We start from the raw sequence: 18,711 nt of genomic DNA, 5'->3' as shown, positions 1-18,711 counted from the left end.
CGTATTTTCGGCTTGTGTCCGCAGGCTCCACATTCGATACGGAAAGCATCATGAACAGGCCCCCGATGCCCATCGCCTCAGATCTCCTGCCGGCGGTTCGCGCAAGCTGCATCGAAGCGGGCGAAATTGCGCTCGCGCTATTTCGCCCCGGCGAGAAGACGGCGGCACGGACCTGGTCGAAGAGCGGCGGCTCGCCCGTCACCGAAGCCGATATCGGCGTCGACACCTTTCTGCGGATCCAACTCTCGGTGCTGCTGCCCGACGCAGCGTGGCTCTCCGAGGAAACTGTCGACGATGCCCTGCGGCTGTCGCGCCGCTTCGTCTGGGTCGTCGATCCCATCGACGGCACGCGCGCCTTCATGAGCGGTTCGCCGGATTGGGCCGTCTGCGTCGCCCTGCTCGACGAGGGCGTCCCGATCCTGGGCGTGGTGCATGCGCCGGCCTGCCACGCAACCTATACCGCGATATGCGGCGCCGGCGCCTTCCTGAACGGCGCGGCGATCGTGGCTTCGCAAATCGCGAGCCTGAAGGAGGCGCGCATCGCCGGCCCCAAGCCGATGCTCGACGCGCTGGCGCGGCTGGAGGCCTTCGAGCCGGCCGACAAGATTCCGTCGCTCGCGCTCAGACTGGCGCGGATCGCCGACGGCACGATCGATGCCGGACTGATCTCGCCCGACGCGCGCGATTGGGATCTCGCCGCAGCCGATCTGATCCTGAGCGAGGCCGGCGGCCGCATGACCAGCGGCGAGGGCCAGCCCGCGATCTACAACCGCGAGACCCCGGTTCACGGCATGCTCGTCGCCAGCAGCGGCAGCCTGGCGGAGCCGCTGCTGCGCGCCTTGCAGCGCCTGCGCGACGGACAGCCGCAGCGCATCTGAGTTTCAAGCAGTTTACGGACCGGGAATTGCCGAACGCGGGGCGTTCGGCACTCGCGCCTTCAACGCGAATGGCTTATCTGGTGCCGCAATCGGACGAACATGGCTGGAGGGATCGATATGGAACCGGAACAGAAACAGCTTCTCCATCTCGTCTTCGGTGGCGAGTTGAGCTCGCTCGAAGGCATCACCTTCAAGGATCTCGCCAAGGTTGACATCGTCGGCGTGTTCCCGAACTACGCCAGTGCCCATACCGCCTGGAAGGCCAAGGCGCAGGCGACCGTCGACCAGGCGCAGACCCGCTATTTCATCGTCCACCTGCACCGCCTGCTCGATCCCGAGCCCGCCAAGTCTTGAAATCGCCAACTCCTGAACCCGTCAAGTCCTGAACCGTCAGGCTGCAGCGGACACGCGAGAGCCGGATCGACGCGAAAAACCGGTTCCCACTTTTTCGCATCCTGCTCTCGCGCCCACGGTCAGATCGCGGCCTCAATCTTCCCCTATCGGTTCAATCATCAGCAATGGGCTTTTCCCTTCTCAAGACACGCGCGGCGCAGGAGACGCTCGGCCGGCTCCTGGCCGGCTATCTCAAGCTCGTGCGCCGCACGAACCGGTTCGTCGTCGAGCCGGCCGACATCTATGAGAAGGTGCGCCCGGAGCTGCCGTTGATCATTGCGATGTGGCACGGCCAGCACATCATGATCCCGTTCTCCCGGCCGGACTGGATGCCGGCCTGCTCCCTGGTCTCGCGCCATGGCGATGGCGGCTTCAATGCTGTCGCCTTGCGCCAGCTGGGCATCGGCGCGATCCGGGGTTCGGGCGCTCTGGGCAAGAAGATCCGGGAAAAGGGCGGCGCCAGCGCCTTCCTCGCCATGATGCGGCGGCTGGCCGCCGGCGAGACCATGGTGCTGACCGCCGACATCCCCAAGCGCGCCCGCATCGCCGGCCCCGGCATCATCGCCCTGGCGCGCGCCTCGGGCCGGCCGATCCACCCGATCGCCGTCGTCACCAGCCGGCGCATCGATTTCAAGAGCTGGGACCGTGCTTCGATCGGCCTGCCCTTCGGGCGCGGCGCGATCGTCGTCGGCGAGGCGATCCGCGTCGAGCGGGAGGCGGATGAGGCGAGCTGCGAGGCCGCGCGCCTCGCCCTGGAAGCCGGGCTCGATGCCGTCCATGCCCGCGCCTATGCGCTGATCGGCGCGCGCGACCCTGGCGAAGGGCTGAGACAGGCCCAACCGGCCGCACGAGCGACGGCGGGCAAAGCGGCATGATCGGCAAGGGTTCCATCCTGCAGAGCTACCGCGTGATGACCGCGCTACTCGAACCGGCGGCAGCCGGGCTGCTGCTCTGGCGACGGCGGCGCGGCAAGGAAGATCCAACACGTTTTGCCGAGCGACGCGGCTATCCCGGCGTCCGGCGCCCGGACAAGACCCTGGTCTGGCTGCACGGCGCCAGCGTCGGCGAGACGGTGACGCTGCTGCCATTGGTCGAGAAGCTGAAGCGGCGCGGGCTTGCGGTGCTGGTGACCTCGGGCACGGTGACCTCGGCGAAACTGCTCGCCGCGCGGCTGCCCGCCGGCGTGATCCATCAATATCTGCCGCTCGACGTGCCGCGCTATATGCGCCGCTTCCTCGACTATTGGCGGCCGGAACTCGGCCTGATCTGCGAGTCCGAGATCTGGCCCAATCTGATGATCGAGGCGCGCAAGCGCGCGATCCCGCTGGTCCTGGTCAATGCGCGCATGTCGGAGCGCTCCTTCAGGCGCTGGTACAAGCTGCCGCAGACCTCGCGCTATCTGCTCTCCTGCTTCGAATCCTGCCTCGCCCAGTCCCAGGGGGACGGCGAACGCCTGGCGCAGCTCGGCGCACCCCGGGTCAGCATCGCTGGCAATCTGAAATTCGACGTACCCGCCCCGCCCGCCGATGCCGACACGCTGGCGATCCTCGACGGGCTGACCACCGGGCGGCCCGTCTGGATCGCGGCCAGCACCCATCCCGGCGAGGACGAGCAGGTGATCGCGGCGCATCTCGGCCTCAAGGCGCATCTGCCGAAGCTGCTCACCATCATCGCGCCGCGCCACCCCCAGCGAGGCGCCGAGGTCGATGCGCTGGCGCAGGCCAATGGCATCGCCACAGCTCTGCGCTCACAAGGCGGCATGCCGGAGCGTGATGTCGAACTCTACATCGCCGATACGGTCAACGAGCTCGGCCTGTTCTACCGACTCTCGCAAGTGGCCTTCATCGGCGGGTCGCTCACGCCTGTCGGCGGCCATAATCCGATCGAGCCGGCCAAGCTCGGCTGCGCCCTGCTGCACGGCCCCCATGTCCATAACGCCGCCGACGTCTTCGCGGCCTTCGACCGCGGCGGCGGCGCTCGCGAAGTCGCCGACACGCAGGCGCTGGCCGGCGCGGTGCATCGCTGGCTGAGCGAACCGGCCGCGGCCCGGCAGGCGGCGCGCGCGGCGGCCCAGACCAGTCACCAGCTCGGTGGAGCGCTCAACCGCACGATGCAGACGATCGAGCCCTTGCTGATGCGCGTCGCGATCGGCCAGCGCGAGACGGCCTCCTGATGCGCTCGCCGGAATTCTGGTGGCGGCCACGCCCCGGAACGCGAGCGCGCCTGCTCCAACCTTTCGGCTGGCTCTATGGCGCGATCACGCGCCTGCGCATGCGCAGGCGCGGCGCGAAGGCCGGCATTCCCGTAATCTGCGTTGGCAATTTCGTCGCTGGAGGCGCCGGCAAGACCCCGACCGCGATCGCATTGGCGGCGCTGCTGCGGAGCCTGGGCGAGACGCCCTTCATGCTGACGCGCGGCTATGGCGGCGCGCTTGCGGGGCCGCTCGAGGTCGAGCCGCGCCACGGCCCCCGCGATGTCGGCGACGAGGCGCTGCTTCTGGCCGCCCAAGCACGCACGATCGTGGCGCGCGAGCGAGCCGCCGGCGCAGGCCTCGCCAAGCGGCTCGGCGCCAGCGTCATCGTCATGGATGACGGGCTGCAGAACCCCTCGCTCGCCAAGGATCTGAGGATCGCGGTGGTCGATGGCGCGAGCGGAGTCGGCAACGGCCTGTGCGTTCCCGCCGGGCCGCTGCGGGCGCCGCTCGCCGGCCAGTTCGCGGCGACCGACGCCATCCTCATGATCGGCGACGGAGCGGCCGGAGACGCCGTGGCGCTCGCGGCGCAAATGGCAGGCCTGGAGCTGTTGCGGGCCCGGCTCGAGCCGTCGCGGGAGATGGCCTCGCGGTTGGAGGGACATCCGGTCATCGCCGTCTCGGGCATCGGCCGGCCGGAGAAATTCGCCGCGACGCTGCTCGCGGCCAAGGCCAAAATCCTGTCGCAACGCACCTTCGGCGATCACCATCCCTATAGCGCGGACGATGTCTCCAGCCTGATCGCGGAGGCGCGGAGGCTGGGCTGCCTGATCGCGACGACCGAGAAGGACATGACCAAGCTCGGCCCGCTCTGGCCCGAAGCCGAGCGGGGGCGGCTCGTCGTCGTGCCGGTCGCGCTCGTCTTCGAGGATCCGGCGCGCCTTGCGGGCCTGGTGAGGAGCGTGCTGGCCTCAGCCGCGACCGGCGCGGCGCAGCCTTAATTGCACGGCCTCGGGCGAGACATAGGCTTCCTGCCACTCGACCGACCAGTAACGCAGATCGTCGAGACGGATCGGCGCGCCCGTGACCGCGCAGCGCACGAAGGCGCCGGGCCGCACGACGCGGAACTCGCCATGGCCGTAGTCGATGGCGGCCTCTGGTCCAGGCATCGGGGGACGTTCGCTGATATTCATCTCGAATGCATCGAAACCGTTGATCGGAAAACGGATTATCGAAATAATCCTGACTCTGTGATAGCGTGCCCGTCGATGATGTCCAGTTTGATGCGTTTCCTCGATCACGTCGCCTGCCGACGCTTCCGTCCGAAGGCGTCGGACGTGATCGATTCTAACGGTCCAGCGCATGGCTCACGCGACAAGCCGGTACCCACTTTTTCGCGCAATGCTCTCGCAGCCCTGACCGGAGCTGCGCTGCTTCTGTCTTCGGCTGCTTCAGCAGGCGGTTACGAGCATGTGCGCATTCCCAATGACGACGGGCAGATCGACGCCGTGCTCTACAGGCCGGAGGGGCCGGGACCATTTCCGGCCGTCGTGGCGCTGCATGGTTGCAACGGTTTATGGCGCGACAACGGCACATTGTCGCTGCGGCATTCCGACTGGGGCGAGCAGCTCGCGCAAGCCGGGCTGATGGTCCTGATACCCGACAGCTACGGCTCACGCCGGCTCGGCTCGCAATGCGGCGTCAAGGACGTGACCGTGCGCCCGAGCCGGGAACGCGTCGCGGACGCGGCCGCCGCACGCCGCTGGCTGCAGACGCGCGAGGATGTCCGGGCAGACATGATCGCGCTGATGGGCTGGTCGGGTGGCGGATCGGCCGTCTTGGCGGCGATCCGCAAGGACCGGCGGCCGGCCGACGGCAAGCCGGACTTCGCCCGCGCCATCGCCTTCTATCCGAGCTGCCGCCTGCAGTCGGAATCGGCCAGCTTCGCCGCAAGGCTGCCGGTGCTGATCCTTGTCGGCGAGGCCGACGACTGGACACCGCCCGCCCCTTGCGACTTTCTGGCGAAAGCCGCGCAGGCTCGCGGCGAAAAGGTCGACCTCGTGGTCTATGCGGGCGCCGTGCACGATTTCGACCATCCGCGCCTGGAGGTGAAGGAGCGCTCCGACATCGCCTATTCGGCGACGGGGACGGGCAAGGCCATGGTCGGCACCAACCCTGCCGCGCGCGAGGATGCGCTCAAGCGCGTGAAGGCTTTCCTGAAGGGGCTCTGAGCCCCTGAAGCCCTGCTCCATACGCAACCGAGTAAAGCAGGTCGCGAGCTAAAACAGATCGCCCTGCCCTGCCTTCGGCGCCTCCTTGCGCGGCGGGCGCGCGGGCCGGGGCGGCGGTGCGTCCCCTCCTCCCGAGACCGTGACGGCGAAGCGGCCATCGCTGACCTGAACGCTCAAGCCCTGGCCGGCATGCGCCTGCGCGACACCACGCACCAGCGCTCCGGCCTCGTCGCGCACCAGCGCATAGCCGCGCGCCAGGACGGAGTCCGGGCCCAGCGAACGCATCAGCGCCCAGAGCGAACCGAGCCCGTCGCGGCGGCGCGTGAGGCCCTGGGCAAAGGCGCGGCGAGAGCGCTGGGCGAGATCTTCGACCCGCTCCGCCGCCCGCGAAACCCGCAATCTCTCCGCGCGCAGCAAGGCATCGCGGCCGGCGCGCAAGCGGCTCGACAAGCCATCGAGCCTGGCCGCATAGCCGGCCAGGCGCGCAGACGGCGAATGCCGGCCAAGCCGCTGCGCAAGGCCAGCCAAGCGCGTTTCATGGGCTCGGGCATTGCGCGCCAGCGCCGGCGCGAGCCGCGTCGCGGCGAGATCGAGCCGCTGACGAGGCCCCGACAACACCGCCTCCGGCGCGGGCAAGGCGCGGGCGAGCGCGCGCAGTTCGCTGCGGCGACGGTCGGACAGGCGGCGCATCGCGCCGGCCTGCCGGCGCGACAGGTCGGCGACCAGGCTCATCAGTTCGGCGCGGACCGGCACGACCTTCTCGGCAGCGCCTGTGGGCGTCGGCGCGCGCAGATCGGCCGCATGGTCGATCAAGGTCCAGTCGGTCTCGTGGCCGACGGCCGAGACGAGCGGGATCTGCGAGGCGGCTGCCGCACGCACCACCGCCTCCTCGTTGAAGCCCATCAGGTCTTCGAGCGAGCCGCCGCCGCGCGCGACGATGATGACGTCGGGACGCGGAATGCGCCCACCCCGAGGCAGCGCATTGAAACCGGCGATGGCCGCGGCCACCTCGTTGGCGCTGGTCTCACCCTGCACGCGCACCGGCCAGACCAGCACATTGCGCGGAAACCTGTCTTCCAGACGGTGCAGGATATCGCGGATGACGGCACCTGTCGGCGAGGTGACGACGCCGATGACACCAGGCAGATAGGGGATGAGCTGCTTGCGCGCCTCATCGAACAGGCCTTCCGCCGCGAGCTTCTTGCGGCGCTCCTCCAGCAGCGCCATCAGCGCGCCGACGCCGGCAGGCTCCAGCGAATCGATGATGATCTGGTAGCTCGACTTGCCGGCGAAGGTGGTGATCTTGCCGGTGGCGATGACTTCCAGCCCCTCCTGGGGCCGCGTCTTCAGCCGGCCGAAGACGCCCTTCCAGATCACAGCGTCGATCTTGGCGTTCTGGTCCTTCAGCGAGAAATAGACATGGCCGGAGCCGACCGGGCCGCGATAGCCCGAGATCTCGCCACGCACGCGCACAAAGCCGAAGGCGTCCTCCAATGTGCGTTTGAGCGCACCCGACAGGTCGGAGACCGACCATTCCGGCGTGTTGGAGGGTTTTACGTCAGGCGATTCGATATCCATGGCGCGACCTTAGCGGCCTCAACGCCGGAGCAGAAGCATTGCCCCCTGCCTTCCCGGCAGCTATTGCGCGGGCAGGCAGTGGAGACGACACGATGAACATCCTTTTGATCGGTTCGGGCGGACGCGAGCATGCGCTGGCCTGGGCGATATCGGGTTCACCGCTCTGCGACCGGCTCTATATCGCCCCAGGCAACCCCGGCACCGCGCAATGCGGCGAGAATGTCGTGCTCGACATCGCCGACCATTCCGCCGTCGCGAGCTTCTGCAAGCTGCATGGCATCGGTCTCGCCGTTATCGGCCCGGAAGGCCCGCTGGTCGACGGCATCGCCGACGATCTCATCGCCGCCGGCATCAAGACCTTCGGCCCGTCCAAGGCCGCAGCCCAGCTCGAAGGCTCGAAGGCCTTCACCAAGGAGCTCTGCGCCGAATTCAGCATCCCGACCGCCGGCTTCGGCCGCTTCACCGATGCGAACCAGGCCAAGGCCTATGTCGCGCGCCAGGGCGCGCCGATCGTGATCAAGGCCGACGGGCTCGCCGCCGGCAAGGGCGTGGTCATGGCGGAAACGCTGGCCGAGGCGAACGAGGCCATCGAGATGATGTTCTCGGGCGGCTTGGGCGCGGCCGGCGCCGAGGTCGTGATCGAGGAGTGGATGATCGGCGAGGAGGCGAGCTTCTTCGCGCTCTGCGATGGTGCGCATGCCATCGCGATGGCTTCCGCCCAGGACCACAAGCGCGTCGGCGACGGCGACACCGGCCCCAATACCGGCGGCATGGGTGCCTATTCGCCCGCCCCGGTGATGACGCCGGCGCTGGAAGAGCAGGTGATGGCCGAGATCATCCGGCCGACGCTCGCCGGCATGATCGCGCGCGGCATCCCGTTCAAGGGCATTCTCTATGCCGGCCTGATGATCACGGCGCAGGGGCCGAAGCTGATCGAATATAATGTCCGCTTCGGCGACCCCGAATGCGAGGTGCTGATGCCGCGCCTCAAGAGCGACATCGTGCCAGCCCTGCTCGCCTCCTGCGACGGCGTGCTCGATGCGTTCGATCTGCGCTGGTCGGACGAGGCTGCGCTGACCGTCGTGCTGGCGGCGAAGGGCTATCCGGCCAGACCCGAGAAGGGCAGCGTGATCAAGGGCGTCGAGAAAGCCGCGGCGCTGGACGATGTGCTCGTCTTCCACGCCGGAACGAAGCAGACAGCCACCGACCTCGTCGCCGATGGCGGGCGGGTGCTGAACGTCGTCGGCCTCGGCAAGACCGTCAGCGAGGCGCAAGAACGTGCCTATGCGGCGGTCGCTCTCATCGACTGGCCCGGCGGCTTCTGCCGCCGCGACATCGGCTGGCAGGCGGTGAAGCGCGAGCAAGGCTGACGCGGCAGCGGCAGCCATAGTAGGCTTCCGGCAGAAACCTGCACTTGGGAGTTCCTCCATGGCTTTCGAGATCGACGACGCAGAGACGGAAGCACTTATTCGAGAGCTCGTTGAGCGAACAGGCGAGCCTATCGACACGGCCGTACGGATCGCAGCGGAGCAAAGACTCCAGCGCCTCATCGCCTCCGCCCAACGGGTGGCTGATGCCGCCACGAATGCGGATCAGAAAGTTTCAGTCCGCGAGACAGGTTCCCCATGAGCAATCTCGACTCCCTCTTTCCCGGCTTCAAGGCGCATTGGATCGGCGGCCCCGTCGGCAGGATCTTCGCCCGCGTCGGCGGTGAAGGCCCGCCGGTGGTGCTGATCCACGGCTTTCCGCAGACCCATGCCGAATGGCACAAGCTCGCGCCGGAACTCGCCAAGACGCATTCCGTCATCTGCCTGGACCTGCGTGGCTATGGCTGGTCGGCGGCGCCACATGGCGATGGCGGCAAGGAGACCTACAGCAAGCGCGGCATGGGCGAGGACATCGTCGCGGTGATGCAGGCGCTCGGGCATGTCCGCTTCGCCGTCGTCGGGCATGATCGCGGTGCGCGCGTCGCCTATCGGCTGGCGCTCGACCATCCCGGTCGGGTCGAGCGCCTGGCCCTGCTCGACATCCTGCCGACGCTCTCGATGTGGGAAGGCATGAATGCGGCGCGCGCCATGCAGGTCTATCACTGGACCTTCCTGGCCCAGCCCGAGCCGGTTCCGGAGAACCTGATCAAGGCCGACCCGCTCGGCTGGCTCGACCACACGATCGCAAGCTGGACCCGCGCCAAGAACCTCAAGCTGTTCGACAGGCTCGCTCTCGCCTCCTATGGCGAATCCTTCAACGATCCCGCGCGCATCCATGCCGCCTGCGAGGATTACCGCGCCGGCGCGACGACCGATCTCGCCCAGGACCAGGCCGATTTCGCAGCCGGCAAAAAGATCCTCTGCCCCGTGCTGGCGCTCTGGGGCGAGGCCGGTATCCCGGCCAAGGGGGCAAGTCCGCTTGAGATCTGGCGCACGACCTTCGCCCCGCAGGCGGAAGGGCTGGCGGTCGATAGCGGCCATTTCCTGCCCGAGGAAAACCCTTCGGCCACGCTCGCGGCGCTGCGCCCATTTTTGTCCAAGCCCGCCGCCTGACTGGCCTGCGAGGAATGGCGGGGCGTCGCCGGTTCAGGGTTCCCGGCCCGGCATCACTGCCCTACAGCATCGGCTTGTCCCGAAAACCGGTTCCCACTTTTCGGGCCGATGCCCTGGCGATCTTGCATCGGCTTGTCCCGAAAACCGGTTCCCACTTTTCGGGCCGATGCTCTAACCTCCGCCGCATTCCGATCAGGAGCTTTCGATGAAACTGACCGATTTCAAAGCCCTGACCTTCGATTGCTATGGCACGCTGATCGACTGGGAGAGCGGGATGGTCGCGGCGCTGCAGCCGCTCGTGAGCAAGGCCGCGCGGCCGCTGAGCCGCAATGACGTGCTCGAGGCCCATGCCCGGCACGAATCGCGCCAGCAATTGCAGACGCCGGGCAAGCTCTACCGGGAGCTTCTCGCCGTGGTCTACAAGCGGCTGGCGGAGGAATGGAACGTGACCGTGAGCTGGGAGGAATGCCTGGCTTACGGCCGCTCGGTCCGCGACTGGCCGGCTTTCTCCGACACGGTCGAGGCCTTGCGCGAACTCAAGCAGCACTATCAGCTCGTCATCCTGTCCAATGTCGACAACGAGTCCTTCGCCTTCAGCAATGCCAGGCTCGGCGTGGCGTTCGATGCGATCTACACAGCCGAGGATATCGGCAGCTACAAGCCGGCCGCTGCCAATTTCGACTACATGCTGACCGCGCTCGCCGATCGCGGCATCGCCAAGGCTGACATCCTCCACACGGCCGAGAGCATGTTCCACGATCACAAGCCGGCGAATGCGATCGGCCTCGCCTCCTGCTGGATCTATCGGCGCCATGCCGATGAGGGTTTTGGCGCCACGATGAACCCGGGCGCGATGCCGCGTTACGATGTCCGCTTCACCAGCCTTGGCGACTTCGCGGCGGCAGTGAAGGCCGAGGCGGGTAGCGCCTGAGGCGTCGTCGGCATGTCGCGCTCGCCCTCACTCGCTCCATCCCGGCCTGCCTCCGGCGAGCCCGAGCTCTTCTTGGTGCTCGGAGCCGGCGGGGCGCGGGGCTTGAGCCATATTCCCGTGCTGGAGGCGCTCGACGAGCTCGGTGTCAAACCTGCTCTGATCGCCGGCTGTTCGATGGGCGCGATCGTGGGGGCAGCCTTCGCGGCAGGTATCTCAGGCAAGGAGCTGCGCGAGCATGTCGCGCTGACCTTCCGCGACCGCGCCCGGGTGATCGCAAGGCTGCTCGACGCCCGCATCGGCAAGTTCACCGATCTGATGCGCGGGCTGGGCAACCCCGTGCTGATCGACGGCGAGCGCATGCTCGACCTGTTCTGGCCGGAAGCCGTGCCCGACCGTTTCGATCAACTGCAGATCCCCTTCGCGGCGCTCGCCACCGACTACCACCTCCATGCCGAGGTCCTGCTGCGCGACGGGCCGCTGACGCCGGCGGTCGCGGCGTCGCTTGCTATCCCGGGCTTGATCCGACCGGTCGTCATCGACGGCCATGTCCTGATCGATGGCGGCGCGATCAATCCTCTGCCCTATGACCGCCTGCTGGCGCCGGGCCGCATCGTCATGGCAGTCGACACCAGCGCGCCCGCAACGGTCAGCGAGATACGCATCCCGGAGCCGCTGGAAGCGATGCTCGGCGTCAGCCAGATCCTGACGCGGACGATCGTGCAGCGCATGGTCGAGCGTCAGCCGCCCGATATACTGATCCGCGCCGGCGTCGACGGCATTGGCGGGCTCGACTTCTTCAAGGCGCAGACGATCCTGGAAGCCTCCGAGCCGGTCAAGGACGAGGTCAAGCGAAAGCTGTCTCAGGCGCTCGAACGGCGGGGCTGACAGCCTCCGGTTCATCGCAGCGGAAGCCCGGCAACGCGGCGCCCAGGGCTGCCCTGCCCTCTTCGGTCAGGACCACGGCGCGGCTGTCCTTCTTGCGGCGCACCCAGCCCGTCTCGAAGCAACGACAAGCCAGAGCGGCGGCAAGGCTGCCGGCGAGATGCGGCTTGCGCTCGCTCCAGTCGAGGCAGGGACGCAGGGCGGCGCGGCGCCCCCTCAGTAGCGCGGGATCGACGCCGAGCGCGGCAAAAACCGCCTCGCCGGAGACGCGCAGGCCATAGCCGCCATCGGCGACGTTCAGATGTCCGCCCATGACGAGCGCGTCATGGATGCCGATGCCCAGCCGGCCGGCGAAATGATCGTAGCAGGTGCGGCCCCGGCTCAGCTCCTCGCCGACGCGCGAAGGCAAGCGGCGATTGGTGGGCTGCGTGCCGGCCAGCACCATCAAGCCTTCCAGCGCTGTCGCGACCTCGGCGCTCGCCAGCCGGTAATAGCGATGGCGCCCTTGCGCAGCGACACCAAGCAATCCGCCCTGCATCAATTTGGCGAGATGGCCGCTCGCGGTCTGCGGTGCGACGCCGGCGAGATAGGCTAGTTCCTTGGCGGTCAGCGCCCGCCCATCCATCAGCGCGTGCAGCATGTTGGCGCGGGCGGGGTCTCCCATCAGATGGGCGATCTCGGCGAGATAAGGACCGTGCGTGCTCATGCCGGCATCTTGCTCCTCGGCACGGGCGGGACCAAGCCGGAATGCTACGGCCGCGACCGTAGTATCGGGCGGCGACAGGATACGGCAACAATGCCAGAAAACCGGCCATGGAAAACCTGCACCTCATCCTCTTCATCGCCGCGACTTTCCTGCTTGCCGGCTTCGTCAAGGGCGTCATCGGGCTCGGCCTGCCGACCATCGCGGTCGGCATTCTCGGCGTGGTGATGGCGCCAGCCCAGGCGGCGGCCCTGCTGGTCGTGCCCAACCTCGTCACCAATGGCTGGCAGATCGCGACCGGCCCCGGGCTGAAAGCCATCCTGCTTCGGCTCTGGCCGATGCTGATGGGCATCTGCATCGGCACCTGGGCGGGCGCGGGGCTGCTGCAGCAACAGAAGGACGGCTCGGCCACGCTCTGGCTCGGCATCGCATTGGTGCTCTATGCGCTGGTCGGGCTGAAGGCCGCCAAGCTGCGCGTGCCCACCCACACTGAGCGCTGGCTCGGACCCGTCATCGGCATCGCGACCGGTGTCGCGACCGCCGCCACCGGCGTCTTCGTGCTGCCGGCCGTGCCCTATCTGCAGGCGCTCGGCCTCGACAAGGATGAGCTGATCCAGGCGCTCGGCATCTCCTTCATCGTCTCGACGTTGGCCCTGTCGATCGGGCTGGTCGGAGCCGGCGCATTGAATATGGGCGTCGCCTGGCACTCGTTGCTGGCGCTGGTGCCGGCGCTCGCCGGGCAAGCCGCCGGCACGGCGATCCGCGCCCGGATTTCCGCCGCGACCTTCAAGATCTGTTTCTTCGCGGGGCTCTTGGCACTGGGCAGCTATCTGGTGATCAGAGCGCTTGGCTGAGCGCGGCCTGCGCTCCCAGAACTCTCGAATTCAGGGTCCGGCCCAGGGCGCTTTCATTCAGATCCAGCCGTCATTGCGGGCGTAAGCGAAGCAATCCAGCGGCTGTCGAGCGAGACCTCCTGGATTGCTTCGTCGCTCACCCTCCTCGCAATGACTGGAGAGGCCGCGGAGGTGAGAGGTCGTGCGGAAAAATATCTAGCCGAGCTCCAGCGTGGTCACGCCGAACAATTCGGGCGCGAGCGGGATCGGCTCGCCCCGATACATGCGCGTCGTCTCGAAGCCCGGGCGAAGGCCTGCATCCGTCAGCAGGTCGATGAATTGCCGGCGCGCGGCCGGCACATCGATGAAGACCTCGCCTTCGACGGAAGATGCCAGATGCGAAACCAGCGCAATGGCGGCCGCGTCATCCAGCGCCGATAATCCGCCGATCTTCCAGCCCGCACGACATTTGCGCATCACGCCATAGCCTGTGACCGCGCCTTGCGAGGTCGCGACGCAGGCCGAATGCGGTGGCATGAGCCAGCGCGCCAGAAAGGCCTCACGTGGTTCCGGAAAGCTCCCGCGATCAAAGGCCACGACTTGAAGCAAGAGCTCGGGCGTGATGATGCTCAGCTCCCGTCGCTCCACCGGCGCGCAGGTAAAGGCGCCGCCGAAACGAATGGTGCGGTAAGCCGGCGCAAAGCCTTTCCGGCGGTAATTCTCGAACTGCTCATCGACCCCGTCGAGCCCGATCGTGCGCCCCGCGAGCCGCGCCATGCCGACATCCCAGACGGCCTTGCCATGGCCCTGACCGCGCCTGTCCGCGCGGCTGATATAGAGCCCGATGAAGCCATAGCTCGCCCCATAGGCGACGGCTGCGATGGCAGCGACCATCTCGCCATCGACGAAGGCACCGATGAACCCCTCGGGGTCGCTCGCCTGGAAAGCCGCAGCATCGTCGAGGCCTGGATTCCAGCCCTCAGCGGCCGCCCAGTCGATGAGTTGCTCGACCTCGGCCAATGCGAGCGTGCGGATGAGGCGCGCGCTCATGCGGCTGCGCGCAGTCGGGGAATCTGCATAAACCCATTCTAGCGCTGCATGTTAAGCGCTGCATAGGCACGGCCGATCGGCCTGCGGTGATCTCTTTTCAAGTCCGGATCGGCTTTCAGAGGCGCGCATGGCCAGAGACGCGCATGACACAGCATCAAGCTCAGAGCGACGATCGGGCTGGAGGCCCGGAGCTGCACTGATTGCCACTGTCCAACAGGCAGGCTTCGGCTTCATCAGCCTTGATGATCGCCTGTGCGGTGGTTACGGCCAGCAAGGCAGTGTGCATGCGCGCAAGCGCATTTTGGGCGCTGAGCGCACTTGTTTGGCAAAGCGCCCGTGTGGCAATCGCCGCTGTGTCGGCGGATTGGCTGAAGCGCGCGCTTTCGTAGAGATTTGTTTCGCGCCGCAGCCTTTCCAGCGCCTTGTCGTGCTCGGTCAGGATCATACCCAACGCGCGCTGACAGATATTCAGTCTTTCCGTGTCGTCCATGAAGCACCCATGTTTCAGTCCAGCGAGAAAGGGCGCGCAGTCGGCGGGCGCCCAACCTGCTTAAGGTTCAGAATTCCTCCCACCCGGCGTTGCTGGCGCGGCCGCTGACGGCGCGCTTGGCCGGGGCAGAAACGCGCATCGAGGCAGGAGCATGCCTCTCTGGAACCCTGGCCTTGGCCTGCCCGAAGGCGGCTTCGGCGAGCTTGCGCAGGCGCGCGGGCTCCGAGCCATGATCGACCGGGGCTGCCCTGACTGGCGCCGGGGCGTAATTGGCCGATGAGGCGGTCGCGCCCTCAGGGCCTGTCCTGAAGGCGGCGACGAGGTCGTTGAGCTGGACGATGCGGCCCGAGAGCGAACCGGCCGAGGCCGCGCTCTGTTCGGCCAGCGCCGCATTGGCCTGCGTCATCTCGTCGAGATGGGCGACAGCCTGGCTCATCTCGTCGATGCCGTTGGCCTGCTCGCCCGAGGCCGCCGAGATCTCGGCGATGGTGGCCGCGACCTTTTGCGAAGCCGCCAGGATCTGGGTCAGGGCATCGCCGGCCTGGCGCACCAGCTTGACGCCCTCGCCGACCTCCATGTTGGACGAGGAGATCAGCCCTGAAATGTCCTTGGCTGCGGCGCCCGAGCGTTGCGCCAGCGTGCGCACTTCCGAAGCCACCACGGCAAAGCCCTTGCCGGCATCGCCGGCGCGCGCGGCTTCCACCGCCGCGTTCAGCGCCAGGAGATTGGTCTGGAAGGCGATGTCGTCGATCACCCGGATGATGTCGGAGATCTTCTGCGAGGCACTCTCGATGCGCGCCATGGCGGCGACCGCTTCAGTCGCGATCGTTCCGCCCGACTGCGCCGCCTGCATCGCCTCGGTCGCGATCGCGGCGGCCTGCTTCGAGGCCTGGGCCGAGGCCTTCACCGAGGCTGCGAGCTCCTCGGTCGTGGCCGCGGTCTCCTCCAGCGAGGAAGCCTGCTCCTCCGTGCGCTTCGACAGGTCGTCGGCGCCCATGGTGATCTCGCGCGCGGCCAGGCCGACATCCGCCGAGGTCGTCTGGATCGTGCGCACTGTCGAGGACAGGCGGTCGACCGTCGCGTTGATCCCGTCCTTCAACGAACCCAGTACGCCCTGGTAGTCGCCCTTGACCGCATGCGTCAGATCGCCGTTCGCAACGGCATCAATCACCTCGGCGAACTCGCCGGTCGCCTGTTCGACGAGCGCCGAAACATTGTTCAGGCCGATGGCAATCTCGCGCACGAAGCCTTCCTTGCCCGAGAGCGGCAACCTTGCCGAGAAATTCCCCTGCTGGGCTGCCGTGACTACGGCCGCGACCTCGGCTTCGCCGAGCAGTTCCGCTGTGACGTTGCGCCAGATGAGCGTGTGGCCGATCTTCACGCCATCGGCTCCGCGAACATAGGCCATGTCGACCAGAACGACTTCGCCGGCGATGTCGTAGCGAACCTTGCGGACCTCTTCATTGTCGACGAGCAGCTTGCGGGTCAGATTGGGGTTGGTGCGATAACAGTCGAGATGCCGACCGATCATCGCCTCGACGGAGAAATCTGGATCGGCCTGGCGGAGGGTCGGCTCGAGCCGCTTCAGCAGCATCGTCAAAGAGGCGCTGATGAAGGAGATGTTCTCGTCGGGATCGGTGATCATCAGCATGCTCGGCGACTGATTCATCGCCGCTACGGTCAGGGCGGTGCGCTCGGCCTCCGCCTTGCCGCGATCGACCGCGCGGGCGATCTCGCCGATCTCATTGGCGAGCCCGACATGCGGCACGGGCGCCGCATAGTCGTTCTGCTGGAAGCGGCGCAGCGTCGCGATGATGTCGGCGATGGGATTACGGATCGTGCGGACGAAAGCCAGAGCCACCGCCATCGCGGCAACGGCAGCGGCCGCAGCAATCAGCAGGTCACGCAAAATCTTATTCTTGAAGCCATCGATGCGGGCTTCAATCAGACGCGTCAGCTCCCGATGCGTTCCGAGCCACAATGCGTCGGCAGACTTCGCCGCTGCGGCTGTGGCCTGGTCGACATCAGGCTTCAGAAGCGGGCTGGGCCGGTCGCCAGCCAAAGCCGCGCGCAGGCTGTCGACGAGCTTCGTCTCGCGCGCCGTCGCCGTATCGAATTCGGCTATGGCTGCCTTCAAAGCCCGGCCGACCGTGCCATCGGCATTGCCGTCGATGCTTGACTTGACGGAGGACTGAACCGCGGCGAGCGCGATGCTGAAGCGCGTCGCGGCCTGGACCAGGGCATCCTGATGTGCCGCCGTCGGCTTGGCTGCAGCACCGCCGAGATAGGGCAGCAGCGCTGCCGTCAAGCTCGCCCTGGCAACCGCCAGTTCCGGCAGCCGCACGGTCGCGACATCCATCACATAGTAGGAATCGACATCGGGATCGAGCGTCAGATTGGAGCCGTCAGCGATCTTCTGGATGGCGCTCTGGCCTGCCTCCCAAGCCTTTGGCCGCGCCTTCGGATCCGTCAGCGCCTGCTTGAATTCGGCAACCGTTTCGCGCGCCTTGAACCGATCCGAGGCCGCCTCCACCGCCGCAACCCCGGCCAAGGCGGTGTTCCAGCTGACCGAACCTGCATCAGGCTGCGTCGCGCCCGACAAGGCCAGCCAGAGATTCGTCAGGACCCCTGCACCATCCAACTCGAGCGATGAAAAGGCGATATCCTTCCTGACCTGCTGAACGAACAAAAAGGCCAAATGCCCCATGGGAATCATCAGCAAAGCCATGATTACAGAGATCTTTGCGCCGACGCTCCAGGAAATCGGCTTGAAAAGCGACAGTCGCATGGCAACTACCATCACAATTATTCTTGATTCACGGGCGGGCGCCTTGCATCCATCTACCCGCCTCGATCCCTTAACGATCGGTTCTTCTGCTACCCTGCTGAAGCGGCATTTGATCTGGATCAAACGCCTACGGCCGCCCGGCGTCATCCGGTATCGAGGAAATTTTCGGCCGGCAGCGGATTGCAGCCGGGATGTTCAAGCAGTGTTTCCTTGCAAGATCGCTGGCGTTGGAGGGGTCTGGTCACAGATCCGGCTGACCGAATGCGGTTTTCAGCCTTGAATGGCGAGCAACCAAGCTGGCCGCCAACGGAACGAAACATGTAGCGCCCCTGACACCTGAAATGACGCCCCGCAAGATCTCCGGAATCCAGCCGCCCGGCCAGCGCATCAGGCTCACGCCGTCTTATGCGTCTTTTATGCCCGACCAGATCTTCCCGATCGCAATCTTACGCATCGGCGACCGATCATCCGGGCTCCCGCAGGAGGTTGTGATGGTCACCTATGAAACGCTGCTGCGCCGCAGTGAACCCATTCGCCGGGCGACGCCGCAATCTCGGCGCGACGGCGGAGCACGTCGTGACCTGCTGCACACATTTGTCCTGCTGGTGCTTCTGGCCAGCATCGTCGGCTTCCGTGCTTGGCTGAACATGCCTCATTGAGGCGTGGCGGGTGTCGGCCGCTAAGATCGGCTGTCCAGGCGCATCATCAAGAAACCGTTGATCGAGACGCTACCGCCGCCTCGCGATTCACGCGACCATCTCTTGCGATCGTCCCGAACAGGCCCTGAAACATCGAAAGCCGAAATTGTCACTGCGCAGCCTGTTGCAACAACAAGGCTTTCTGCAGCAGCGAACAGCCCAGTGCGGCGATGCTCAACCAGAGCACCTCATCCCACTGATTGAGCGCATGCATCGTGAAGCGCTGCCCCTGCATCACGGCTGTCATGGCCGTGATCATTGCGTAGAGCGCCAGCAATCCCGGCAAAGCCAGGAGAAACCCTGATTTGCCGAACAGCGCCAGCACCGCTGAAACGGAAACCTTGAAAATGAACCTGCCGACGAGGCCACGGGCGACCGGATCGATACGCGCGATCATTGGATTGAGCTCCTCAACGGCCAGAGGTGTCATGGCGCGTCAAGGTCCACACCAGCCGGCCCGAATACGGAGAGTGCCCTGCTCCCGCGTCGTGGTTCCATTCGGTTGCGGAGCGGAAAGATAAAGAT

The 18,711-nt window shown here is 66.7% G+C and carries 21 protein-coding genes; 14 read left to right on the top strand and 7 right to left on the bottom strand.

Annotated elements, in window-relative coordinates; translation table 11 throughout:
• Nucleotides 1–65: 65 nt before the first annotated feature.
• The 5 genes from J2Y55_RS11195 (at nt 66) to lpxK (ending at nt 4,463) form a co-directional block, all read left to right on the top strand.
• Nucleotides 66–878 (top strand): 3'(2'),5'-bisphosphate nucleotidase CysQ, encoded by an 813-nt coding sequence (locus J2Y55_RS11195; protein WP_310152307.1) that lies wholly within the window; start codon nt 66–68, stop codon nt 876–878.
• A 117-nt stretch (nt 879–995) separates the two neighbouring features.
• Nucleotides 996–1,232, top strand: a complete 237-nt coding sequence (locus tag J2Y55_RS11190) for a DUF4170 domain-containing protein (protein WP_148663372.1) — start codon at nt 996–998, stop codon at nt 1,230–1,232.
• A gap of 164 nt (nt 1,233–1,396) precedes the next feature.
• Nucleotides 1,397–2,146: a lysophospholipid acyltransferase family protein gene (locus tag J2Y55_RS11185; protein ID WP_310152301.1), complete on the top strand. Its 750-nt coding sequence runs from the start codon at nt 1,397–1,399 to the stop codon at nt 2,144–2,146.
• Nucleotides 2,143–3,444 carry a 3-deoxy-D-manno-octulosonic acid transferase gene (locus J2Y55_RS11180; RefSeq protein ID WP_310152298.1) on the top strand — a complete coding sequence of 434 codons (1,302 nt, stop codon included), beginning with the start codon at nt 2,143–2,145 and terminating at the stop codon, nt 3,442–3,444. The genes J2Y55_RS11185 and J2Y55_RS11180 overlap by 4 nt, the downstream gene beginning before the upstream one ends.
• Entirely contained in the window at nt 3,444–4,463 is a 1,020-nt protein-coding gene (gene lpxK / locus J2Y55_RS11175) for a tetraacyldisaccharide 4'-kinase (RefSeq protein ID WP_310152295.1), read from the top strand. Before J2Y55_RS11180 ends, lpxK begins: the two co-directional genes overlap by 1 nt.
• Here the strand turns inward: lpxK and J2Y55_RS11170 are convergent.
• Nucleotides 4,434–4,631: a DUF2093 domain-containing protein gene (locus J2Y55_RS11170; protein WP_310152290.1), complete on the bottom strand. Its 198-nt coding sequence runs from the start codon at nt 4,629–4,631 to the stop codon at nt 4,434–4,436. The genes lpxK and J2Y55_RS11170 overlap by 30 nt on opposite strands.
• A 168-nt stretch (nt 4,632–4,799) precedes the next feature.
• Between J2Y55_RS11170 and J2Y55_RS11165 the strand changes: the two genes are divergently transcribed.
• The gene (locus J2Y55_RS11165) at nt 4,800–5,693 is read left to right on the top strand and encodes a dienelactone hydrolase family protein (protein WP_310152286.1); all 894 of its coding nucleotides are present in this window, start codon (nt 4,800–4,802) and stop codon (nt 5,691–5,693) included.
• Nucleotides 5,694–5,741: 48 nt separating this feature from the next.
• Here the strand turns inward: J2Y55_RS11165 and xseA are convergent, their stop codons facing one another.
• Nucleotides 5,742–7,271 carry an exodeoxyribonuclease VII large subunit gene (gene xseA / locus J2Y55_RS11160; protein ID WP_310152283.1) on the bottom strand — a complete coding sequence of 510 codons (1,530 nt, stop codon included), beginning with the start codon at nt 7,269–7,271 and terminating at the stop codon, nt 5,742–5,744.
• A gap of 92 nt (nt 7,272–7,363) precedes the next feature.
• Between xseA and purD the strand changes: the two genes are divergently transcribed.
• From purD to J2Y55_RS11135, 5 genes are all read left to right on the top strand, one after another.
• A complete protein-coding gene (purD, locus tag J2Y55_RS11155) occupies nt 7,364–8,641 on the top strand; it encodes a phosphoribosylamine--glycine ligase (protein WP_310152280.1) in 1,278 nt (425 codons plus the stop codon).
• Nucleotides 8,642–8,699: 58 nt separating this feature from the next.
• A complete protein-coding gene (locus tag J2Y55_RS11150) occupies nt 8,700–8,900 on the top strand; it encodes a type II toxin-antitoxin system VapB family antitoxin (RefSeq protein WP_310152278.1) in 201 nt (66 codons plus the stop codon).
• Nucleotides 8,897–9,811 carry an alpha/beta fold hydrolase gene (locus J2Y55_RS11145; protein WP_310152275.1) on the top strand — a complete coding sequence of 305 codons (915 nt, stop codon included), beginning with the start codon at nt 8,897–8,899 and terminating at the stop codon, nt 9,809–9,811. The genes J2Y55_RS11150 and J2Y55_RS11145 overlap by 4 nt, the downstream gene beginning before the upstream one ends.
• Nucleotides 9,812–10,016: 205 nt before the next feature.
• Nucleotides 10,017–10,742, top strand: coding sequence for a haloacid dehalogenase type II (locus J2Y55_RS11140; RefSeq protein ID WP_310152272.1), 726 nt, complete (start codon nt 10,017–10,019; stop codon nt 10,740–10,742).
• Between the two features lie 12 nt (nt 10,743–10,754).
• Nucleotides 10,755–11,627 carry a patatin-like phospholipase family protein gene (locus J2Y55_RS11135; RefSeq protein ID WP_310152270.1) on the top strand — a complete coding sequence of 291 codons (873 nt, stop codon included), beginning with the start codon at nt 10,755–10,757 and terminating at the stop codon, nt 11,625–11,627.
• Here J2Y55_RS11135 and J2Y55_RS11130 read toward each other — a convergent pair.
• Complete coding sequence (locus J2Y55_RS11130) at nt 11,587–12,330, bottom strand: ArsR/SmtB family transcription factor (protein ID WP_310152267.1); 744 nt, start codon at nt 12,328–12,330, stop codon at nt 11,587–11,589. The genes J2Y55_RS11135 and J2Y55_RS11130 overlap by 41 nt on opposite strands.
• A 107-nt stretch (nt 12,331–12,437) precedes the next feature.
• On the opposite strand from J2Y55_RS11130, the gene J2Y55_RS11125 reads away from it, so the two are divergent.
• Nucleotides 12,438–13,181: a sulfite exporter TauE/SafE family protein gene (locus J2Y55_RS11125; RefSeq protein ID WP_310152263.1), complete on the top strand. Its 744-nt coding sequence runs from the start codon at nt 12,438–12,440 to the stop codon at nt 13,179–13,181.
• A 195-nt stretch (nt 13,182–13,376) separates the two neighbouring features.
• Here the strand turns inward: J2Y55_RS11125 and J2Y55_RS11120 are convergent, their stop codons facing one another.
• The 3 genes from J2Y55_RS11120 to J2Y55_RS11110 form a co-directional block, all read right to left on the bottom strand.
• On the bottom strand, nt 13,377–14,210 hold the full coding sequence (locus tag J2Y55_RS11120; protein WP_310152261.1) for a GNAT family N-acetyltransferase: 834 nt from the start codon (nt 14,208–14,210) through the stop codon (nt 13,377–13,379).
• Between the two features lie 160 nt (nt 14,211–14,370).
• Complete coding sequence (locus tag J2Y55_RS11115) at nt 14,371–14,700, bottom strand: hypothetical protein (protein WP_310152257.1); 330 nt, start codon at nt 14,698–14,700, stop codon at nt 14,371–14,373.
• Nucleotides 14,701–14,767: 67 nt separating this feature from the next.
• Nucleotides 14,768–17,407, bottom strand: coding sequence for a methyl-accepting chemotaxis protein (locus tag J2Y55_RS11110; protein WP_310152254.1), 2,640 nt, complete (start codon nt 17,405–17,407; stop codon nt 14,768–14,770).
• Between J2Y55_RS11110 and J2Y55_RS11105 the strand changes: the two genes are divergently transcribed.
• Both J2Y55_RS11105 and J2Y55_RS11100 read left to right on the top strand, forming a co-directional pair.
• Nucleotides 17,406–17,768 (top strand): hypothetical protein, encoded by a 363-nt coding sequence (locus J2Y55_RS11105; RefSeq protein WP_310152251.1) that lies wholly within the window; start codon nt 17,406–17,408, stop codon nt 17,766–17,768. The two genes, J2Y55_RS11110 and J2Y55_RS11105, sit on opposite strands and share 2 nt — an antisense overlap.
• Before the next feature lie 61 nt (nt 17,769–17,829).
• Nucleotides 17,830–18,147, top strand: a complete 318-nt coding sequence (locus tag J2Y55_RS11100) for a hypothetical protein (RefSeq protein WP_310152248.1) — start codon at nt 17,830–17,832, stop codon at nt 18,145–18,147.
• 148 nt (nt 18,148–18,295) lie between these two features.
• Here the strand turns inward: J2Y55_RS11100 and J2Y55_RS11095 are convergent, their stop codons facing one another.
• Entirely contained in the window at nt 18,296–18,583 is a 288-nt protein-coding gene (locus J2Y55_RS11095; RefSeq protein ID WP_310152245.1) for a hypothetical protein, read from the bottom strand.
• Nucleotides 18,584–18,711 lie beyond the last annotated feature (128 nt).

It is taken from the genome of Allobosea sp. BE125 (genome assembly GCF_031456075.1).
Lineage (GTDB): Bacteria > Pseudomonadota > Alphaproteobacteria > Rhizobiales > Beijerinckiaceae > Allobosea.
The sequence above is the reverse complement of the archived record's forward strand: the minus strand, read 5'-3'. Positions and strand labels throughout refer to the sequence as shown.

Excerpts from the sequence above, each read along its gene's own strand:
- J2Y55_RS11130 (WP_310152267.1), bottom strand. The coding sequence starts at position 12,330 with ATGAGCACGCACGGTCCTTATCTCGCCGAGATCGCCCATCTGATGGGA.
- J2Y55_RS11125 (WP_310152263.1), top strand. The coding sequence starts at position 12,438 with ATGGAAAACCTGCACCTCATCCTCTTCATCGCCGCGACTTTCCTGCTT.
- lpxK (WP_310152295.1), top strand. The coding sequence starts at position 3,444 with ATGCGCTCGCCGGAATTCTGGTGGCGGCCACGCCCCGGAACGCGAGCG.
- J2Y55_RS11170 (WP_310152290.1), bottom strand. The coding sequence starts at position 4,631 with ATGCCTGGACCAGAGGCCGCCATCGACTACGGCCATGGCGAGTTCCGC.
- J2Y55_RS11135 (WP_310152270.1), top strand. The coding sequence starts at position 10,755 with ATGTCGCGCTCGCCCTCACTCGCTCCATCCCGGCCTGCCTCCGGCGAG.
- J2Y55_RS11105 (WP_310152251.1), top strand. The coding sequence starts at position 17,406 with ATGGGAATCATCAGCAAAGCCATGATTACAGAGATCTTTGCGCCGACG.
- J2Y55_RS11185 (WP_310152301.1), top strand. The coding sequence starts at position 1,397 with ATGGGCTTTTCCCTTCTCAAGACACGCGCGGCGCAGGAGACGCTCGGC.
- J2Y55_RS11195 (WP_310152307.1), top strand. The coding sequence starts at position 66 with ATGCCCATCGCCTCAGATCTCCTGCCGGCGGTTCGCGCAAGCTGCATC.
- J2Y55_RS11110 (WP_310152254.1), bottom strand. The coding sequence starts at position 17,407 with ATGGGGCATTTGGCCTTTTTGTTCGTTCAGCAGGTCAGGAAGGATATC.
- J2Y55_RS11180 (WP_310152298.1), top strand. The coding sequence starts at position 2,143 with ATGATCGGCAAGGGTTCCATCCTGCAGAGCTACCGCGTGATGACCGCG.
- J2Y55_RS11115 (WP_310152257.1), bottom strand. The coding sequence starts at position 14,700 with ATGGACGACACGGAAAGACTGAATATCTGTCAGCGCGCGTTGGGTATG.
- xseA (WP_310152283.1), bottom strand. The coding sequence starts at position 7,271 with ATGGATATCGAATCGCCTGACGTAAAACCCTCCAACACGCCGGAATGG.
- J2Y55_RS11095 (WP_310152245.1), bottom strand. The coding sequence starts at position 18,583 with ATGATCGCGCGTATCGATCCGGTCGCCCGTGGCCTCGTCGGCAGGTTC.
- J2Y55_RS11100 (WP_310152248.1), top strand. The coding sequence starts at position 17,830 with ATGACGCCCCGCAAGATCTCCGGAATCCAGCCGCCCGGCCAGCGCATC.
- J2Y55_RS11140 (WP_310152272.1), top strand. The coding sequence starts at position 10,017 with ATGAAACTGACCGATTTCAAAGCCCTGACCTTCGATTGCTATGGCACG.
- J2Y55_RS11150 (WP_310152278.1), top strand. The coding sequence starts at position 8,700 with ATGGCTTTCGAGATCGACGACGCAGAGACGGAAGCACTTATTCGAGAG.
- J2Y55_RS11190 (WP_148663372.1), top strand. The coding sequence starts at position 996 with ATGGAACCGGAACAGAAACAGCTTCTCCATCTCGTCTTCGGTGGCGAG.
- J2Y55_RS11145 (WP_310152275.1), top strand. The coding sequence starts at position 8,897 with ATGAGCAATCTCGACTCCCTCTTTCCCGGCTTCAAGGCGCATTGGATC.
- J2Y55_RS11120 (WP_310152261.1), bottom strand. The coding sequence starts at position 14,210 with ATGAGCGCGCGCCTCATCCGCACGCTCGCATTGGCCGAGGTCGAGCAA.
- purD (WP_310152280.1), top strand. The coding sequence starts at position 7,364 with ATGAACATCCTTTTGATCGGTTCGGGCGGACGCGAGCATGCGCTGGCC.